The 19,574-nt window shown below is 73.0% G+C and carries 5 protein-coding genes; all 5 read right to left on the bottom strand.

Annotated elements, in window-relative coordinates; genetic code table 11:
* Positions 1–5: 5 nt before the first annotated feature.
* Genes WS78_RS29395 through WS78_RS29375 form a run of 5 tightly spaced genes read right to left on the bottom strand, consistent with a single transcriptional unit; the run spans position 6 to position 19,398 of the window.
* A complete protein-coding gene (locus WS78_RS29395; protein WP_059575571.1) occupies positions 6–773 on the bottom strand; it encodes a thioesterase II family protein in 768 nt (255 codons plus the stop codon).
* Entirely contained in the window at positions 770–1,888 is a 1,119-nt protein-coding gene (locus tag WS78_RS29390) for a Gfo/Idh/MocA family oxidoreductase (RefSeq protein ID WP_059575569.1), read from the bottom strand. Before WS78_RS29390 ends, WS78_RS29395 begins: the two co-directional genes overlap by 4 nt.
* Positions 1,885–11,772 carry a type I polyketide synthase gene (locus WS78_RS29385; RefSeq protein ID WP_059575567.1) on the bottom strand — a complete coding sequence of 3,296 codons (9,888 nt, stop codon included), beginning with the start codon at positions 11,770–11,772 and terminating at the stop codon, positions 1,885–1,887. The genes WS78_RS29390 and WS78_RS29385 overlap by 4 nt, the downstream gene beginning before the upstream one ends.
* Positions 11,765–12,997: an MFS transporter gene (locus tag WS78_RS29380; RefSeq protein ID WP_059575565.1), complete on the bottom strand. Its 1,233-nt coding sequence runs from the start codon at positions 12,995–12,997 to the stop codon at positions 11,765–11,767. The genes WS78_RS29385 and WS78_RS29380 overlap by 8 nt, the downstream gene beginning before the upstream one ends.
* Positions 12,994–19,398 carry a non-ribosomal peptide synthetase gene (locus tag WS78_RS29375; protein WP_059575562.1) on the bottom strand — a complete coding sequence of 2,135 codons (6,405 nt, stop codon included), beginning with the start codon at positions 19,396–19,398 and terminating at the stop codon, positions 12,994–12,996. The genes WS78_RS29380 and WS78_RS29375 overlap by 4 nt, the downstream gene beginning before the upstream one ends.
* Positions 19,399–19,574: the final 176 nt, after the last annotated feature.

The raw sequence follows: 19,574 nt of genomic DNA, 5'->3' as shown, positions 1-19,574 counted from the left end.
GAGGGTCACACACATGCGGAAGTCGACTCGAGCCGGCGCAGGATCTGTTGCAGAAACGCGCGCGGCCTGCGGGTCGCGTAGAAGTGGTCGCCGGGCATCGCGATCGGCTCGTCCGCGTGAGCGAGCCAGTCGCGCCACGCGGCGACTTCGTCGCGCGACGCCTCGGCGTCGCGGCTGCCGTAGACGAGCAGCGTCGGCGTGTCGATACGGCGCCGGGCGGCATGCGGCGGGCGGCGATAGGACTCGGTGATCCGGAAATCGGCGCGCAGCATCGGCAGGAAGATCGCGAGCAGCGACGGATCGGACAGCAGCGTCGGGTCGCTGCCGCCGATCTCGACGAGCTGATCGACGAACGTGCGGTCGTCGAGATGGCTGAGCAGGCGCCGCCCTTGCAGGTGCGGCGCGTGGCAGCCGGACAGCACGAGCGCGAACGGCGGCGCGCCGCGCCGCTCGAGGCGCTCGCAGGTTTCGAACGCGACCTGCGCGCCCATGCTGTGGCCGGCGAGGATCAGCTTGCCGGGCGACGCGCGCGTGTCGATCAACTCGTCGGCGAGCTGATCGGCGAGCCCGCCGATGTCGTCCGCGGCCGGCTCGCGCATCCGGTGGTCGCGGCCCGGATAGATCGCGAGCGCGACGTCGACGCCGAAATCGTCGACCTGGCGCCAGTCGCGGAACGCGCTGCTGCTGCCGCCCGCGAACGGGCACATGACGAGCCGCCACGCGGCCGGCTCCGGCGACGCGATCCATGGGCGCAGCATCCGCCGCTCGTTCATGCCGCCACCTGCTCGTCGGATTGCGCGTCGACGAGCGCGCGCGGATCGATCGCCGGCGGCGGCGCGACGCTGCGCTCGCGCGCGGGGCCCGCGCATTGCAGCGCCTTTTGCCAGACGCGGGCGAGCGCGAGCTGGTAGGCGGCGTCGAACGCGGCGGGCGGCAGCGCGCCGTCGAGATGCCGGCGCAGCGCGTGCAGCACGTGCGCGACGCCCGCGGGGCCGTCGGCCTCGAGCGCGTCGCGCCAGCTCGCCGGCGCGGGATGCAGCGGCAGTGCGGGCGGCAGGTCGAGATGCGCGCCGTCGGCGCCCGTCGTCCGGTACGCGCTGCGCTGGCTGTCGCGATGTCGCGGGTCGTACAGCGCGGCGGTCCAGACGACCGGGCCGTAGCTCGCCTCGAGCGACAGATAGCCGGACGGCCAGCCGAGCGTGAGCTGATGCATCGCGAGGCTGTGCAGATCGGGATCGTCGGGATCGAGATAGGTCTGCAAGCGCAGCGTCGCGCGGCATCCGGGCAGGCCGATTCGCAGCGTGCGGAACGCGGGATCGTCGTCGGCGGCGCCGTCGACGGTCGCGTCGACGGCGCCGCTCGCCTGCAGCAGCAGATCGAGCGACGAATAGAGCAATTGCCGGCTCGTGGCGAGGTGCGCGAAATGCGCGGGCTCGCCGCCGAGCGCATGCCGCACGCGCCGCGCGCGATCGATCCAGCAGCGGCCGGCCGGCGTGTGCGCATAGAAGCTGTTGACCCAGTGCGCGCATTCGCGCTGCGCGGCGAGCCGTTGCAGGCGGGCGATGTCGTCCGGATGCAGCGGATGCTCCTGCACGACGTGCACGCCGCGTTCGAGGAACGCCTGCGCGAGCGACGTGCCGGCGCCGCCGACGACCGTCGAGCGGACGACCACGCACGCGATGTCGATGTCGCCCGGCACCTCGTCGATCGACGTGTAGAGCGGAATGCCGAACGCGTGAGCCAGTTGCCGCGCGCGCGGGCTGCCGTTCGCGAGGAGGCCCGCGAGCTCGAGCCCCGGCTGCGGCGCGAGAAACGCGTTCAGATAGGTTTCGCCGAATTTCGCGCCGGCGACGAGTACGCGCCTGTTGCGCGCGTGAGTGGATTTCATGCGACTTTCTCCTGCGGGCGGCGATGGTCGTCGCGCCACTGCCGGAACAGGGCGGCGACATGTTGCGCTCGTGCGTCGTCCATCACGAGCGTCCAATGGTCTGCGTCGAGCGTGTGGCGTTGCGCGTGCGCGCCCCAGCCGTGCCAGTCGCGCTCGGCCGGCTGCCAGACGGACGGGCGATGCGCGGCGGCGATCCACAGGCAGCGGATCGGCAGCGGGGCGGGCGCGGGGTGGCGCGCGAGCAGGCCGAGCAGATCGCCGATGCGTGCGAGCCAGCGCTCGCCGTCGGCGGCGTTCGAGCGTTCGGGCAGCAGCCCGGCCGCCTGCGCGGCGTGGACGAAGCATGCGGTCTGCTCGTCCGCGTCGCGCTGTTCGAGATCGTCGGGCAGCGGCACGGCGACGCGCCCTCGTGCGAGCAGACGCAACAGCGATGCGCGATCGGCGTGGCGGAAATCGTCGCGGCACACGGGATCGAGCAGCACGAGTTCGACCGTCTCGCCGCGCGCGTGCAGCAGGCGCGCGGCCTCGGCGGCGACGGTCGCGCCGTACGACCAGCCGATCAGCGTGTACGGCCCGTGGGGCTGCGATGCGCGCATCGCCTGCACGTAACGGCCGGCGAGCGCGCCGAGATCGGCGGGCAGCGCGGCGTCCGGCGCGCGCAGGCCGTGGACGCGGCAGTCGAGGCGGCGCGCGAGCGTCACGTACGCGGCGAGCTCGCCGTCGGACGCGTGGAACACGAACACGCGCGCCGGATCGCGTCCTTCGGCAAGGGGCACGACGCAGTCGCCCGCCCGCGCTTCGGTCGCCGGCGGCGCGGTCAGCGTCGCGCAGAACGCGCCGAGCGTCGGCTGCGCGAAGAGCGCCTGCAGGCTCGCGCCGCGCATGCCGCCGCGATTGAGCTGCGCGATCATGCGCGTCGCGATCAGGCTGTCGCCGCCCGACTGGAAGAAGTCGCTGTCGCGATGGATCGGGCACTTCAGCAGCGCCTGCCACGCTTCGCCGACGCTGCGCTCGAGCGCGGCCTGTGCGTGCGGGTCGCGCGGCGGCGCGACGGGCGCGCGCGCCGCGCGGGCCGGCGTTTCGTCGGCCGCTTCGCGATGCCGCTCGGCGACGCGGTCCGCATATCGATCGATGCGCTCGCATTGCCGGATGCGCGCGGGCGGCAGCGCGCGGCCGAAGCGCGCGCGCAGCTCGCGTTCGAGCGCACGGGGCTCGAGCCGGCCGACGTGCGTCGCGCGCGCGAGCACGAGATGCTGGCGCAGCGGGCTGCGTTCCTGCTCCGGCCACGCGAGCTCGACGGTGAAGCCCGCCTGCCCGAGCGCGTCGCGCCATGACGGCAGATCGAGCATCGGCTTGTCGTCGGCCGTGCGGAAGTCTTCGTAGCCGTTCAGGCCTTCGATGAAGCCGATGCTCGCCATCTGCAGCGCGCTGTCGCGTTCGGTCGCCTCGATCATCAGCAGGCGGCCGCCCGGCTTCAGCAAGCGCCCGAGGCGGCGCAGCGAGCGCACGACGTCGCTCGCGTCGTGCAGCACGTTGACCGCGACCACGACGTCGTAGCCCGCTTCGGGATGCGCATCGAAATCGACCGGCGCGTTGATGTCGAAGATCGCGTAGTCGAGCTTCGCGTGATCGGCGAAGCGTTCGCGCGCGGCGTCGAGGAACAGCGTCGACACGTCGGTGAAGCGGTAGCCGTGCAGTCGGCCGTCGAGCGCGGGCACGAGATGGCGTGTCGTCGCCGCGGTGCCGGCGCCGACTTCGAGCACGCGCAACCCGCCCGCCGGCTCGCCGAGCGCGCGCGCGATCTGCGCGGCGCTTCGGTTCAGGCAGTCGATCGCCGGATTGTCGCTGTACAGCGCGCGGGTGACCGCATCGTCGTCGTCGAACAGCAGCGCGAGCGGCGCTTGCGTGCCGTCGAACAACGCGTCGTGGCGCGCGATGCATGCGTCGAGATACGCGCCGAGCGCGCGGCTCCAGTCGGCTTGCGGCAGCGCTTCGGCCGCATCGGGAACCGCATCGAGCGCGCGCTTGCAGACGAACGCGTCGCCTTCGCGCCGCAGCCAGCCGCGCTCGCCGAGCGCGATCAGCCATTGGCGCGCCAGCCGGCGATACTGCGGCAGCGCGCGCAGGCGCGATTGCACGTCGTCGAGATCGTGGCGCTGCCCGGCTTGCGCGAACAGGCCGTGGCGATTCAGCGTCCGGGCGATGCCGTGCAGCGCGCGCGCTTCGAGCCAGCGCCACGTCGCATCGATTTCCGCGAGCTGAGCGGCGTCGAGCATCGGCAGCGCGGACGCCAACGCCAGCGGCGCGTCGAGCGACGGCGGCGGCGCGCCGCATGCGTGCGCAGCGCAGACGACGATGTCGAGCGTGCGTCCGTCCTCGGCGAGCGCGGCGTCGGCGTCGGCCACGCCGTGCTGCGCGCGCAGTGCGTCCTCGATGTCGCGCAGATCGACGCCGGCGTCGACCGGGTCTTCCGAATCGCCTGCGTTGCCGACATGCAGCGGCCAGCGCCGACGTTCGAAATCCGCCCATGCGCCGTCGTCGCGCAGCTTCGCGAGCCCCGGCTGCATCATCCGCTCCGGTTGCGCGGCGGCGCCGCGCAGCAGGCACCGGTAATCGTCGAACATCGCCTGCGCGGCGCCGGGCGCGAGCACGTCGTCCATGCAGTACCAGCTGAACACGAGATCGCCGTCGACTTCCATCACCTGATGGTCGAGCCAGACCTGCGGCGTCTGCGTGAACACATGAACGGGCTCGCCGAACAGGCTCGTCATCGCCTGGTCGATGCTCAGGCCGTCGAGCGACATCCCGAGCATGCTCGTGAACACGACCGGCATCAGCGGCCGGCGCGGATCGTGCGCGCGGCCGCGCGACAGCTCGCGCATCAGCTCGACGCCGTTGACCTGGCTGTGCGCGAGGCGCTGCCAGAGCCGTTGCTGCGTGCGCTCGATCGTGTCGCGCAGCGTCGGCCCGCCGCCGAGCGCGAAATCGATCAGCAGCACCGACGTGAAATCGCCGATCAATTGGGAGACCTGCGGATGGTCGGGCCGCCGGTTGAAGAACGTCAGGTTCAGCGTGAAGTCCGGATGCCGGCTCCAGCGTTCGAGCGTGTGCGCGAAGAGCGCGAGCAGCGCGGCCGACGGCGTCGCGCCCCAGCGCTGCCATTCGCGTTTGAGCGTGTCCCAGTCCGCGCGCGCGAGGCGCGCCTGATACGTGGTGAAGCGGGGCCGCGCATCGTCGGCGCGCGCGGGCGCGAGCGGCAGCACGGGCGCGGGCGGCAATTGCGGCAGCGTGCGCTGCCAGTAGCGCCACGATGCCTGCCAGTCGGGCGCGTCGCGGCGTGCGTGCTCGGCGAGCACGTAATCGCGGAACGTGATCTGCAGCGGCTCGAGTGCCGCGCCGCGATACGCGCTCGCGAGATCGTCCATCATCACCTTGAAGCTCTGCACGTCGAACAGCAGCAGGTCGAGGTTCATGTGGAGCCGGTAGCGCGTGTCGTCCAGCTCGGTCACGACGAGCTCGAAGAGCGGCCAGCGGTCGGCGGGCAGCACGCGGTACGACAGCTCGTCGCGGGTGCGTTCGAGCGCGCGCGCCTGCTCGTCGGCGGCGGCGCGCGTCAGGTCGCGCCGCTGCGGCCGGTATGCGGGCACGTCGCGCAGAATCCGCTGGCGGCCGTCGGCGTCGACGATCATCCGGAGCATGTCGTGGCGCGCGACGAGCGCGTTCCACGCGGCCTCGAAGCGCGCGAGGTCGAACGTGTCGTGCCGCATGTCCCATTCGAACAGCACGTGGCATGCGACGCCGCCGTACGCGATCAGATCCGTGCGGCCGAGCCAGTACGCGTGCTGGATCGGCGTCAACGGGAACGGCTCGAAGCGGTTCGCGGGATCGTGGACGAGGATGCCCGCGGCCGGATCGGGCGCGCCGGCGCCAGCGGGCGCGGATTCGGCGATCAGGCGGCCGATTCCGGCGACTGTCATATCGCGGTACGCGCGCTCGGCGTCGAGCCTCACGCCGAGCTGCGACTCGACCGCGCTGCGCAATTCGAGGAACAGCAGCGAATCGAGGCCGAGCTTCAGCAGATCGCGTGTCGGCGTGAGCTGCGCGAGGTCGTCGAGCTTCAGTTGCGCGGCGATGCGCGCGGTCAGCCAGCGGCAGACGGCCTGGGCGTCGCGCGGATCGGGGCGCTCGGCGGCGAGCGTTGCGCCGGCGGCGGCCGGTGCGCAGGATTCGGCGGAAACCCCCGCCGCCGGGTTGCGCGCGAGTCGGGCGGGCGATTGATCGGCGTCGGTGCCGAACAGCGCGCGGCGGCCGACGTCGAGCCGCTCGTGCAGCACGCGCATCGCGAGCCGGTACGGCGCGCCGCGCATCACGGCCTGTTCCAGATGCCATAGGCCCTCCGCGGTCGACAGCACGCCCATTCCGTTTTCCGCGAGCTTGCGCTGCAACGCGGATTGCGCCGCGCGGCCGGCTTCGCCCCACGCGCCCCATGCAACGGAGATCACGCTCGGCGTTTCGTCGCCGGCGTGCGCGTCGGCGAGCCCGTCGAGATACGCGCTCGCGAGCGCGTGCGCGCCTTGCCCCGGCGCGCCGAGCGCGGCGGCCGCCGACGAATAGCAAACCAGATAGCGCGCGCCGTGCGCGCCGAGCCAGTCGCGCAGCACGCGCGCCGCGTCGGCCTTCAGCGCGAGCACGGGCGCGACGCGTTCGGCGTCGAGCGCGGCGAGCGGCGCATCGTCGAGGATGCCAGCCGCATGAATCGCGCCCGCGACGCCGCCGTCAGCGTGCAGCGCGTGCAATGCCGCCGCCAGTTGCGCGGGCTCGGCGACGTCGCAGCGCACCCAGCGCAATTCGCCTCGATGCTGCGCAGCGATTTCGCGCTGGAACGCGGGCCAGTCGTCGTGCGCGCGCGGCGCGACGAGCGCGATGCGGCGCGCGCCGTGGCGCGCGAGCCAGCGCACGCTCAGTCGGCCGAGGCCGCCGAACGCGCCGGTGACGACGTGCCAGCGTTCGTCGGCGAACCCGCCGGCGGGCAACGCGGGCGCGGCGTAGGGCTGAGCCGCGAGCGACGGCGCATGCACGCGGCCGTCGCGGACCGCGAGCCAGCGCGCGCCGTGGCCGAGCGCGCCGAGCGCGCCGAGCGCCGGCGGCAGATCGCGCCATGCGGCGTGCGGATGCAGATCGATCGCGGCGAGCATGCGGTCCGGCTGCTCGGCGGCCGCGACGCGCAGCAGCCCCCAGGCGGCGCGATGGGCGGGCGCGACGGGATCGTCGGCGCGGATCTTCCATGCGCCGCGCGTCACGACGACGAGCGGCGCACGGCTTGCATCGGACAGCGCGTCGAGCAAGGCGGCGGCGACCTCGTGCGGCGAATGCGCGTCGGAGTCAAGCACGAGCAGCCGGCACTCGGCGCTCGGCGAGACCGGGACGCCCGCCGCGCGCAGCGTGTCGGCGAGCGGCGCGGATTCGGCGTGCAAGGCGATGTCGCTCGCATCCGGCGACGCGTCGGGCACGGGCCGCCAGCGCCAGCCGTAATGCGTGTCGCGCGCCGGCTGCGGCGCGGGCAGGTCGCGGGCGTCGGAGCCGGAGTGGCCATGGCCGGAGTCGGCATTGGCGTCGGCGTCGAGCGGCCGCCACGCGCCGGCCTCGTCGCGCGCGTCGAGCGCGATTCGCGCCGCGCCGAACAGGCTGCCGCACCAGCGCAGGCGCACGAGCGTGAGCCATGCGGGCGCGCATTCGGGCGCACGAATCGCCGGAGCCGCCCGGCCGCCGCCGTGGCGGGCCGCGAGTTCCGCGGCGCTGCGCGCGAGCCGTTGCCGCCACGCGTCGCGCTCGCCCGCGCAATCGGACCAGTCGGCGAGATAGACGCCGTCGTCGGTGAGCGGCTGGCCGACCAGCGGATCGGCGTCTTCGTCGAGCCACGACGCGGCGCCCGCCGGGCGGCCCGGCATGCTCGCGAGCACGATGTGCTCGCTGATGCCGGACGTCGGCGCGCCGTCGTCCGGCAGCCAGTCGACGCGCTCGAAGCCCGCCTCGACGCATTGCGCCTTCCAGCGCGCGGTCGACAGGAACAGCTCGCCGCCGCGCGCGTCCTCGTCGTGCAGCGGCAGCACGAGCGGGCCGAACACGAAATCGAAGAGCCGCATCGGCCGCGTGATCTCGCGCATCAGCAGGCGGCCGCCCGGCTTCAGCAGCGGCGCGAGGTTCGCGAGCGTGCGGCCGACGTGCTGCGTCGCGTGGATCACGTTCGCCGCGACGATCAGATCGTATGCGCCCGCTTCGAAGCCTTGCGTTTGCGCATCTTTCTGCAAATCGAACACGCGATAGTCGACGCATCCGTGAGCGGCGAATTTCTGCTCGGCGCGCCGCGTGAAGATGGGCGAGATGTCGGTGAAGTCGTAGCGCACGTTCGGCGCGCCGTCGAGCTCCGGCAGCAGCCAGGCGGTTGTGCCGCCCGTGCCGCCGCCGACTTCGAGGATTCGGAACGGGCGATGCGCGCGCCGGCCCGCCTGCCGCTCGCGGACGAGCCCCGCGACGACGCCCGCGGCGATCTGGTTGAAATAGCGGCCGAAGCTGAATTCCTGATACAGCACCTCGACGCCGCTCGACGCGCTGTCCGGGAAGATCACCGCGACCGGCTCGATGTCGCCGCGCATCATCGCGTACAGGCTGTCCCCGGCGCGCGCGACGGTGTCGGCGATCGCGTCGAAGCCTTCGCAGCACTCGCGCAGGATTTGCAGCAGCGCGTCGCGATCGGCGTGCGGCACGGCGAGCGCGGGGGCGTAGCGGTCGCCGTCGCGGCGGTAGTAGCCGTCTTCGACGCATGCGTTCAGCAACCGCACGAGCAACTGGCGATGCCGCGGCAGCAGACGGCCCGCGCGCAGGATGCCGAGTGCGCTCGCGCCTTCGTCGAAGCGCTCGCCGACGCAGCGGCGCACGAGCCGGTCGACGTAGATCGCATGCAACTGCGTGACGCAATCGTAGAGCCGTTGCAGGCGCGGCAGATCGAGCGAGGCGGCGGCCGTGGCCGCGATTCGCCGGCCTTCGGCGAGCGCGAGATCGAAATCGCCGCCGTGCGCGGCGGGCGGTGCGGCGGCCGCTGCCGGCCGCGCGTCGCGCCAATAGCGCTCGGTATCGAACGGATAGCGCGGCGCGTGCAGCTTGCGGCCGGACGAAGGCAACACCTTCGCCCACGGTAGCGCGACGCCCGCCGCATAGAGCTCGAGCAGCGCCTGCCGCGTTTGCGCGAGCGCGGGCTGCCGCCGCCGCGCGCTCGCGATCCAGCGCGCGCCCGGCTGCGCGCCGCGCAGGCCGATGCCCGTCAGTTGCGCATCCGGCCCGAGTTCGAGAAACACGTTCGCGCCCTGCGCGAGCGCGTGACGGATCGCGTCGGCGTAACGGACCGGCTCGCGCATGTGCCGCCGCCAGTAGTCGCGCGCGTTGAGCCCGTGCGCATCGATCGGCCCGCCGAGCAGCGTCGACACGAGCGGCACGCGGCCGGGCGCGGCATTCAACTGCGCGGTCGCGCGCTCGAACGCGTCGAGAACCGGATCGAGCAGCGCCGAATGCGCGGCGCCCGTCACCGCGAGCCGCGCGTGCCGGATGTTGCGCGCGACGAGATCGGCCGCGAGCGTGTCGATCGCATCGCTTCGGCCGGAGAACACGAGATGGCGTTCGTCGTTGTACGCGGCGACGTCGACGCCGGCGCACGCCGCGAGCGGCAGCAACGCGTCGGCGCCGGCGAACGCGGCGAGCATCGCGCCCTGCGCGCAGCGCTGCATCAGCGCGCCGCGCAGCCGGACGAGCGGCATCGCCTGCTCGATCTCGTAATGCCCGGCGACGACCGCGGCCGCGTATTCGCCGACCGAATGGCCGATCACGAGCTGCGGTTCGAGACCGAGCGCCCGCCAGTGCGCGGCCATCGCGAGTTCGAACGCGACGATCGCGGGCTGCGCGTAGTCCATCCGTTCGAGCAGATCGCCGCGCTCGCCGAACATCGCGTCGCGCAGCGGGACGTCGAGTTCGCCGTCGCAGGCCGCGAAGCAGCGATCGAGACACGCGGCGAACGCGCTCGACTGCCGGTAGAGCGTCTGCCCCATGCCCGGCCAGTGCGAACCCTGGCCCGTGAAGAGCCAGGCCATCTGCCCGGCGTCGCCGCTGCCGCGATGGACGAGCGCATCGTCTTCGCCCGCCGCGAACGCGTCGAGCGCCGCGATCGTCTCCGCGCAGAACGGCACCGCGAGCCGGTGCGGCAGATCGAGCTGCCGGCCGTGCAGCGCGGTGTGGAGCAGGTCGCGCGCGTTCGCGCGCTTCAACGCATCCGCATAGCTGCGCGCGAGGCGCTGCAGCGCCGGCTCGCTCGCCGCGCTCAGCAGTAGCGCCGCGCCCGCGTCCGGCTGTGCGTGGCTGTCGTCGCTTTCGCTCTCGCTTTCGCCTTCGCTTTCGGTTTTGCCGTCGCCATTGCAGTCGATGTCGCCATTGCCGTCGCCGTCGCGGTTGCCTTCGCCATTGCCGCCGACGGCCGCGCGCAGCGCGTCCGGCAGCGACGCGACGACCATATGGCAGTTCGTGCCGCCGATGCCGAACGACGACACGCCGGCCACGCGCGATGCGTCGTTCCACGGCTGCGCGTCGGTGGGCACGAAAAACGGGCTGTCGTCGAGGCCGAGCGCCGGATTCGGCTTGCGCAGATGCAGGCTCGGCGGAATCGCGCGCCGCTCGACGGCAAGCACGGCTTTCAGCAGGCTCGCGATGCCGGCGGCTGTGTCGAGGTGCCCGACGTTGCCCTTGACCGAGCCGAGCGCGCAGCGCGGCCCTTCGTCCGCCCGATGGAAGACGCCGCGCAATGCTTCGAGTTCGATCGGATCGCCGAGCGGCGTGCCGGTGCCGTGCGCTTCGACGAGGCCGATCTGCGTGCTGTCGACGCCCGCGAGCATCAGCGCGTCGCGAATCGCGTCGCGCTGGCCGGCCGCCGACGGCGCCGTGTAGCCGACCTTGCGGTCGCCGTCGTTGTTGATTGCGCTGCCGAGCAGCACCGCGACGACGGGGTCGCCGTCGCGCAGCGCGTCGCCGAGCCGGCGCAGCACGATCGCGCCGACGCCGTTGCCGGCGAACGTGCCCTGCGCGTCGGCGTCGAACGGCCGGCAACGGCCGTCGGGCGAGAAGATCATGCCCGGCTGATGCAGATAGCCCGCGTGCTGCGGAAACGACACGGCCACGCCGCCCGCGACCGCCATGTCGCATTCGCCGGAGCGCAGGCTCTCGCATGCGAGGTGCGCGGCGACGAGCGAGCTCGAGCACGCGGTCTGCACGGCGAGCGCCGGCCCGCGCAGGTTCAGCTTGTACGCGACGCGCGTCGCGACGTAGTCCTTGTCGTTGCCCATCAGCGACTGCAGGCCCTTGACCTGCGCGACTTCGGCGATCCGCAGCGGTTCCTGGCCCGGATACGTGCTCACGCGCGCCGAGCCGAACACGCCGGTGCGATGCGCCACGTTGCGCGGCGCGTAGCCCGCGTGCTCGAGCGCATGCCAGACGATCTGCAGGAAGAGGCGCTGCTGCGGGTCGATCGATTCGGCTTCCTGACGGGAATAGCCGAACAGCGCGGCGTCGAACGCGTCGGCGTCGCGCACGACGGTGCCGACATTAACGAAGTTCGGCGCATCGATCGTCGCGGCGTCGAGGCCCGCGTCGAGCATTTCCTGCCGCGTGAAGCGGCGGCTGCATTCGGCGCCGGCGAGCAGGTTGCGCCAGAACGCGTCGCTGTCGTCCGCTTCGGGGAAGCGGCATGCGTGGCCGATCACGGCGATCGGCTCGCCGTGCGGGTAGTGCGTCGCGAGCAGCGCGTCGAGGTCCGCGGCCGGGCGCGCGGACGAGGTGGCTTTATCCATGACTGGTTTCGAGAGAGGGTTCGTGAACGGCGGGTGAGGGCGCGGCCGCGGCAGGCCGCGCGAGCCGGCGGCACAGCCGGATCGCGGGCCACAGGCTCGCGACGGCCAGCGCGGCGAGCAACGCGAGTACCGGGCGATAGCCGGTGACGTCGCTCACGCGCAGCACGGCCATCGACATCAGCATGGCGACGGCCATGTCGGTCGACTGGAACAGCGCATAGTCGGATGCCGGCTGGTGAGGGCGGGTGAGCCCCATCAGCACGTTGTAGAGCGTGACGAAGCCGATCGCCGCCGCGACGTTGACGGCGCCGAACGCGAGCGTCCATTCGCGCACGCCGAAACGCGGATAGCCCGCGGCGAGCACGCCCGCGATCAGCGGGAACGAGAGCATCACGGGCAGAACGCAGCGCCATGGGCCGAAGCGGCGCATCGCCCAGCCGCCGAGCGCGATGCCGACGCCGCTCGCGACCGTGCTGTAGATCGTGACGACTTCGCCGAGCGCGCTGAGGCCGAGCCCCGCGTCGACGAGCAGCACGGTTTGCAGCGCCATCAGCCCGCGCATCGCGACGAGGTAGACCGCGGTCAGCGCGAGCGCGGGCCCGATGCCGCGCAGATCGCGCCACCGCAGTCGCGGACGCGCCGAGCCTGCGGGCGTGGCTTGCATCGGCTGCCGGATCAGCAGCGGCGGGATCGCGAGCAGCAGCGACAGCGCGGCGATGGCCGCGAAGCCGTAGCGCCATCCGGCATGCTCGGTGATCGCGAGGAACACGAACGAGCCGAGCGGAATGCCGAGATAGCTGCCGCCGACCTGCGCGACGTTCGCGAGCGGGCGGCTGCGCGCGTCGGTCGTGCAGATCGCGATGCCGTTCGCATAGATGCCGTGGCTCGCGGACAGCAGCGACAGCAGCGTCAGCGCCGCGACGATCGCGCCGGCCGCACGCGCCGGCGGCAACAGGCCGATGCATGCGATGACGGCGGCCATGCAGAGCTGCAGTGCGACGAGGCTGCCGAGATAGCGGTTGCCGCGCAGCGGCCGTGCATGACGCTCGCACCACGGCGCCCACAGGAACTTGCCGACCCACGGCAGCATCGCGAGCGACAGCCAGCTCAGTTGCGCGAGATCGGCGCCCGCATGCCGGAAGTAGCCGACGACGCCCTGCATGGTCAGCGCGCTGACCATGCCCTGGTGCGCGTAGTACGACCAGTACGGCAGATAGCGCTTCATGCGGCGGCTCCTCGCCGGCGTTGCAGATTCGCCTTGCGTTGATCGAGGCGCGCGCGGCGGTTCGCGTCGTCGGCCGGGGCGGGCGCGCTCGCGCCGCCGAGATGCGCGGCGAGCGCGTGCGGCGACGCGTGCGTGAAGAGATCCGTCACCGCGAGCGACGCGTAGCCCGCGTGCCGGAGCCTGACGTGCCATTGGACGAGCTCGAGCGAAGTCGCGCCCGCCTCGAAGAAGCTCTGCCGCGCGGCGATCGGCAGGCCGAGCGTTTGCTCGAAGTGCTGGCGCAGCCGGCCGACGAGCGCGGCGTCGACGGGCGTGTCGCCGCGGGCTGCGTCGATCGGCGCGGCGGCGGCGTGCGTCGAGCGCGCGGCGTGCGTCGCGGTCGCGATGTTCGCGGCGGCGGGCGCGTCGCCGCGCGGCGTCCGCGCGCCGGCCTGGCCGACACGCGGCACGAGGACGTCGAGCGGCAGCCGCCACGCCGATGCGTCGGACGCGAGCCGCTGCAGCAGCGCGACGTACTGATCGAACATCGCGCGCAGCCGATCGGGCTCGAACAGCGCTTCGACCGCATCCCAGTTGAAGCGCAGCTCGCCCTCCGATTCGTACACCTGGTGATCGAGCCAGACCTGTGGCGTCTGCGAGATGCCCCATCGCGGTTCGAGCCAGGACGCGTGCGCGAGGAAGCGGTCGTGCTCGAAGCCGAGCGCGCTCGTGAACACGACGGGCATCTCGGCGGCGGCGCGGCCGTGCCGCTGCGCGAGCTGGCGCATCACCCAAAGCGCGGACACGTCGCGGTGCGCGAGGTCTTGCCACAGCCGCTGCTGCAATCGCTGCGCGCTCGTGAGCCAGTTGTTCGCGGGCTGCCACGCGAGCAGCAGCAGCGACGTGAAATCGCCGAGCACCTGCTCGATCTGCGGATGGACGGGCTGCCGGTCGAACAGCGTGAGGTTCACGCACAGCTCGCGCTGCGCGCTCCACGCGGACAGCACGGCCGAGTACGCGGCGAGCAGCAGTGCCGACGGCGTCAGGCTCGCCGCGCCGGCGCGCGCCTTCAGCGCGTCCCATTGCGCGCGCGTGAGCCGCGCCGACAGGCGCGCGAAGCGCGGCGTGCCGATTTCGCCGGGCGCGCGGCGAAGCGGCAGTTGCGGCGCGCACGGGAGATCGTCGAGCCGGCGCCGCCAGTAGGCGAGCGACGCTTCGCTCGCGCGGCGGCCGGCGGCGTGCGTCACGTAATCGCGAAAACCGATCTCGAGCGGCGGCAGCGCGCGATCGGGCGCGACGTACAGCTGTTCGAGCTCGGCGAGCAGGATCTGCATGCTGAGGCCGTCGAGCAGCAGATTGTCGAGGCATACGTAGAGCCGGCTGCGCGCGCCGCCGTCTTCGGCCGCCTGCACGTCGAACACCGGCCAGCGCGCCGGGTCGAGCACCTGGTGCGCGAGCCGCTCGCGCAGCGCGATTGCGTCGGGACCATCGAGGCTCGCGACGCGATGGCGCGCGAGGACGAACGGCGGCGCGTCGGCGAGCACTTGCTGCCGGCCGTCGCGCACGACCGCGCGCAGCATGTCGTGACGCGCGATCAGGCGGTTCCACGCCGCCTCGAAACGCGCGACGTCGAGCCGCTCGACTTCGAATTCGACGAAGAAGTGCGAGCCGACGCCGCCGAGCGCGAAGCCGGCCTGGCGGCCGACCAGATACGCCTGCTGGACGTTCGTGAGCGGGAACGGCGCGAAGCGCGACGCGGCGTCGCGCCGCAACGCGGCGGCCGCCGGCTCGGCGCGCGGGCGCAGCGTCGCGGCGAAGGCGGCGAGCGTCGGGTAGTCGAACAGATCGCCGAGCCGCGCCGCGTAGCCGGCCCGATCGAGCTCGCCGATCACGCGCGTCGCGAGCAGGCTGTCGCCGCCGAGTTGCAGGAAGTGGCTGTGCCGATGCACGGCATCGATCTGCAGCAGGCGTCGCCACACGTCGGCGACGGCCGTCTCGATTTCGCCCTGCGGCGCTTGCCGCGCGGCGTCGGCGGCGTCGGCAGCGGCGGGCGCGCAGTGCGAGAGGAGCGCCTTGTGATCGATCTTGCCGTTCGCGGTGAGCGGCAACGCGTCGATGAAATGCAGGCGCTGCGGCAGCATGTACGACGGCAGCTGCGCGGCGAGCGCTTCGCTCAGCTTGCGCGGATCGGGCGTGCGCACGACGGCGGGCGCGCGCAGCACGAAGCGCTGGTGCGCGCCGATGTCGTCCGCCTGCTCGCACGCGAGCCCGCGCGCGTCGAACGCGCGCCGCCAGTCTTGCGCGCCGCGCAGGCCGTGCTGCGCGGCTGCGCCGTGCGCGAGCAGGTCGGCGCTGACGAGCGCGAGCGCCGACGCGCGACGCAGCTCGGTCACGTAGACGAGCGCCGACGGCGCGGCCAGCGCGGCGAGTTCGCCGAGCGCGGGCTCGCCGAGGCGGTGCAGCGCGTTGTTGGCCCAGATCGCGTCCGCGGCGTGCGCGAGGTCCTTCAGCGCCGCGGGGTCCGCGCGCCGCGCTTGCGCATGCGGGAATTCGGCGAGGCGCGCCTGGGCGCGCAGCACCATGTCCTGCGATGCGTCGATAGCCGTGTAGGTGAGCTGCCGCGCGTCGAGACGGCGCAGCAGCGCCTCGCCGAACATGCCGCTGCGCGCGCCGGTCTCGACGAGTCGCACGGGCCGCGCGAGCGTGCGGGACAGCGCCGCGAGCGCGGCGGCGAGCGCGTCGATCGTCCGTCCGGCGCCGTCGCTGCGCAGCAGCAGCGATTCCGGCGACCAGAACGGGTGATCGAGCAGCGTGTGCGCCGGGCGTTGCCCGCGCAGGATCGCGGCGAGCGCGTCGTGGTGGGCGAGCAGCGCGTCCGCGGTCGTGAACAGCGGATCGTCGGCGCGCGGCCGGCGGCGCGCGCCGTCGTGGCGCGGGCCGCGGCGGTATGCGCCGCGCTCTTCGGCGACGCGGCCGTGCGCGGCGAGCAGCGCGAGCCAGCGTGCGAACAGCGCGCGCCACGCCGGCTGCGCGCCGTATCGCGCGAGCGCCGCGTCGACGTCGAGCGGCGTGTCGAAGTTCACGCCTTCGCGTTGCAGATGGTCGTGCAGGAAATCGGCGACGAGGCGCTCGACGTCCGCATCGGATTTCGCGATCGCGGCGGGGGCGTCGCAGGCGGCGGCGTTCGCGCGCGGGTCGCCGCCGGTGTCGGCATCGACATCGACATCGACATCGGCGGAGCGGGCGTCGTCGCCGTTCGCATTCGCATCCGCATCGGCGCTTCGCGCGATGCCGGATGCGTCCGGCGGCGCGAACCATGCGCGAAAGTCGGACGGCCATGCCGGATCGGCGCGCCGTTCGTCGAACAGCGCGTCGCCCGACGGCACGACGAACGCGGCGAGCGATTTGTCGCGTTCGCCGAGCGCGAGCGCGATGCCGGTCTTGACGCCGTCAATGCGATTGAGCGCCGCGTCGATCTCGCCGAGTTCGATCCGATAGCCGCCGATCTTCACCTGCTTGTCGCGCCGGCCGAGAAACTCGAGCGTGCCGTCGGGCCAGTAGCAGCCGAGATCGCCCGTCCGATACCAGCGCCCGTTCGCGTCGTCGACGAACTGCCGCGCCGTTCGCTCGGCGTCGTTGAAGTAGCCGAGCGCGACGCCTTCGCCGCCGATCCACAGCTCGCCCGGCACCCAGTCCGGGCAATCGCGGCGCTGCTCGTCGACGACGCGGTAGCGCTGGTTCGCGAGCGGAAAGCCATAGGGGATCGAGCGCCATTGCGGCGGCACGTCGCCGACGTCGTATGCGTTCGACCAGATCGACGCCTCGGTCGCGCCGCCCATTGCTACGAGCTCGCCGTCGGCGCGAAACGCGCGGTAGCGCGCGGGCAGGTCGAGGCCGATCCAGTCGCCCGAGAGCATCGCGATGCGCAGCGCCGACGGCGCGCCGAGCGCGAAGCCGTCGGCGTACGTGAGCAGCATGTCGAACAGCGCGGGCACGCTGTTCCATACGGTCACGCGATGGCGGTCGATCAGTTCGCACCACGCGGCGGGGTCGCGCCGCTGCGCTTCGTCGACGAGCACGAGCGCGCCGCCCGCCGCGAGCACGCCGAAGATGTCGTAGACCGACAGATCGAAGTGCAGCGCGGACAGCGCGAGCACACGGTCGCCCGCGCCGACGCGGTAGCGGCGGGTGAGCTCCGCGCACGTGTTGAGCGCGCCGCGATGCGGGATCACGACGCCCTTCGGCGTGCCGGTCGAGCCGGACGTGTAGATCACGTAGGCAGGCGTGCGCGGATCGACCGCGACGGGATCGCGCAGCGCGTCGGCCGCGATCGCGTCCTGCCACGCGAGGTAGCGCGCCGGATCGTCCGCCGCCGCGACCGCCGACGGATCGTCGCGACACGCGAGCACGAGCTTCACGCGCGCGTCGTCGTAGATCTTGCGGCGCCGCTCGTCCGGCTGGTCGAGCGGCACGGGCACGTAGACCGCGCCCGCGTGCAGCGCGCCGAGCACCGCGACGATCTGCCCGACGCCCTTCGACATGCTGACGGCGACCGTGTCGCCCGCGCGCACGCCGCGCGCCGCGAGCGCGCCCGCGCAGCGGCGCGCCTGCTCGGCGAGCGTCGCAAAGCTGAGCCGCGCGTCGCGATGGATCAGCGCGACGGCGTCGGGCGTGCGCGCGGCCGCGTCGAAGAAGCCGTCGTGCAGGCGGCCTTCCGGCACCGGCCGCGCGGTGTCGTTCGCGCGCGCGCGAGCCGCGCGCTGCGCGTCGGGCATCGGATCGGGCAGCGGCTTGCGCCATGCGTCGGGCTCGCGCACGAGGCGCCGCACGAGCGCGACGTACGCGTCGAACAGCGCGTCGACGAGGCCCGGCGGAAACAGCGCGTCGATGCTGTCCCATTGCAGCCACGCCGACGCGCCGTGCTCGAACGCGAGATGGTCGATCCACACCTGCGGCGTCTGCGAGATGCCCCACGCGGGCTCGCCGAGCGCCGCGGCGGTGTCGCGGCCGTACAGCGGCCGGCCGAGATTGCTCGTGAACACGACGGGCGCGCCGTACGGATGGCGTTGCGCCTTGCGCAGCTCGCGCAGCAGCTCGACGCCGGACCAGCGGCGATGCTCGTAGGCGTCGGCGAAGGTCGCCTGATTCTCGCGCGCGAGCGCGTCGAACGGCTCGCCTTCGGCGGCCAGATCGATCAGCAGGATGTTGGTGAAATCGGCGATCATCCGCTCGACGGCCGGATCGAGCGGCTCGCGGTCGAACAGCGTCAGATTCAGCAGCAGGCGCGGCTCGCCGCTCCAGCGCGCGAGCACCGCGCCGAAGCACGTCGCGAGCGCCATCGTCGGCGTGACGCCGGATGCGCTCGCGTGCGCCTTGAACGCGCGCCAGTCGGCGTCGACGAGCTCCGCGCGGCGGCGGCGGAAGCGCACCGGCGCGACGCGCTCGGGCTCCTGCGCGAGCGGCAGTCGCGGCGCGGCGGGCAGCGCGGGCAGCTTCGCGCGCCAGTAGCGTTGCGCGGCGTCGCGCGCGGCCGCGCCGTCGTGCGCCAGTTGCGCGACGTAGCCGCGAAAGTCGTAGCCGCCGCCGCCGACGTCCGGCAGCGCGCGGCCGCCGACGAGCGCCGCGAGTTCGTCGAACACGAGCGTGAAGCTCGCCGCGTCGAGCACGAGCAGATCGAGATCGACATGCAGGCGATGCCGCCCGCCCGGCAGCAGCGACAGCTGGAAGTCGAACGTCTCGCCGTGCTCGACGTCGAGCACGCGATGGCCGAGGCGTTCGCGCAACGCGGCGAGCGCAGCGTCGCGCGCCGCTTCGCCGCATTCGCGCAAGTCGTGCACGGCGACGCCGGGCCAGCTCGAGCGCGCGCGCCATTGCTGGCTGCCGTCCGCGCGGAACGCGACGCTCAGCATCGGATGACGGGCGATCAGCGCGCGCACGGCGGATTCCAGCCTGTCGGGCGTGAGCCCCGCGCCGTCGAATTCCTGATACAGATGGCAGCCGACGCCGCCGAGCGGCTGCTGCGCGGAGCGGCCGACGAGATACGCATGCTGAACGGGCGTCAGCGCGAACGCTTCGCCGTCGCGCATCGTCGGCCACGAGCGCGGCGCGGCGGGCCGCTCGACGGCGCGCGCAGGGCTGCGCCGCATCAGCGCGAGCCAGCCGGCGAGCGTCGGCTCGCGGTACAGCTCGCGCAGCGTCAGCGTATGGCCGCGCGAGCGCAGCCGGTTCAGCCACGCCATCAGGCGCATCGAGTCGAGGCCGAGCTGCAGCAGGTTCGCGTCGGCGTCGAGCCGTTCGGGCTCGACGGACAGATCGGCGGCAAGTTCAGCGGCAAGCTCGGCGCGCAGCGATGCGCCGTCGAGCGCGACGCGGTCGGCTTCGGCGGCGGGATCGGAGGCGAGGCTCGTGTGAAGGTCGGACATGAATGAAGCTCTCGAGTCGGTTGGAATGCGAAATCCCGGAACGCAAGGACGCTCCGCCGGCGCGTCGCGCCGCCGCCCGTTGGCGGGCGATGGCGCGACGCGTCGTGCGGTCGCCGGTATTCGGATGGGGGGGCGGAAACGCTCGCGTGACGAGGCGCGTCGGCTGCCGCGGCACG

It is taken from the genome of Burkholderia savannae, from assembly GCF_001524445.2.
GTDB classification, from domain to species: domain Bacteria; phylum Pseudomonadota; class Gammaproteobacteria; order Burkholderiales; family Burkholderiaceae; genus Burkholderia; species Burkholderia savannae.
The sequence above is the reverse complement of the archived record's forward strand: the minus strand, read 5'-3'. Positions and strand labels throughout refer to the sequence as shown.